At 60.8% G+C, this 1,149-nt stretch carries 1 protein-coding gene and 1 pseudogene; one reads left to right on the forward strand and one right to left on the reverse strand.

Annotation, left to right across the window (positions count from 1 at the left end; translation table 11 throughout):
- Positions 1–473: pseudogene (locus ACXRVY_RS30560) on the forward strand (DUF4105 domain-containing protein); the annotation flags it as partial.
- A 154-nt stretch (positions 474–627) separates the two neighbouring features.
- Here the strand turns inward: ACXRVY_RS30560 and trpA are convergent.
- Positions 628–1,149 (reverse strand): tryptophan synthase subunit alpha (gene trpA, locus ACXRVY_RS30565; protein WP_458239148.1); only part of this gene is annotated, 522 nt, incomplete at its 5' end.

A 1,149-nucleotide genomic window follows, 5' to 3' on the forward strand; every position in this document is an offset into this window, starting at 1 on the left:
ACTTGAAAGCCGCGGAGCGTCGGCAATGGTTCGAGCAGGCTGATTTGCGCACCAGTGCGGCGTTGCTTCTGCTGGAGCAAGCGAGTTTTCGTCGGCAACTGCTGTTGGCCCAGGATGAAGTGAAACAGCGTTATCTGGGCGCCCGAGAACTGAAGAATGGCGGCATGGACAAGGCCAACGAGACGCTCAAGGACATTCTCGCCAACAGTGGCTTCCTCAGCCGGCCGGCGGAGCTGCTGGGCACCAACGGTTATGGCTTGCCGCAACCGAGCGAGTGGGAGCATCTGGAATCGGAAAGCAGCCAGCGCCAGAAGCAGCTCCTGGCACTGTCCGGGGATCTGGACAAGGAAGTGAGAGCGTTGCTTGAACCGGGCCGTGCCGCCGAAATGGCTGCCAATGAGGCCAACGTGAAACAGATTGGCGAGCACTTGCGCAAACTGCACAAGGCGTCAGGCGGGATAGAATTGCCTTGATAGCGCAACCTTGTGGGAGCGAGCTTGCTCCCACAAGGTTTACATCGTTCAGCCACACACAGCAAAAAGGGCTTCAGAACACAGTCCTGAAGCCCTTTTTGCTGTTTTGTCGGTGCCGCGAGGCTCTAATTCCTCTGTATCAGGAACTTTACCCTTAGCTGACGCGGGCTTTACGCACGCCGTCCGCCAACGCCGAGCACAGGCTCAATACACCGTCGACGGCCTGTTCTGCGGTTGCCGCATTGGCGATCTGGTCGATCAATGCCGACCCCACCACCACACCGTCAGCCAAGCGAGCGATGGACGCCGCCTGCTCTGGGGTACGGATACCGAAACCGATGCTGATCGGCAGGTCGGTATGGCGGCGCAGACGGGCGACCGCTTCCTCGACGTGTTCGAGCGTGGCGGCCCCGGCACCAGTCACGCCAGCCACAGAGACGTAGTAGACGAAACCGGAGCTGCCGTTGAGAACGGTCGGCAGGCGCACATCGTCGGTAGTTGGCGTGGTCAGGCGGATAAAATCCAGGCCCGCGGCCTGCGCCGGGTCGCACAGTTCGCCGTTATGCTCCGGCGGCAGGTCGACCACGATCAGGCCGTCAACGCCGGCCTCTTTGGCTTCGGCAATGAAGCGCGGTACGCCGTACATGTGGATCGGGTTGAAGTACCCCATCAGCAC

Source organism: Pseudomonas sp. P5_A2_2, assembly GCF_054177685.1.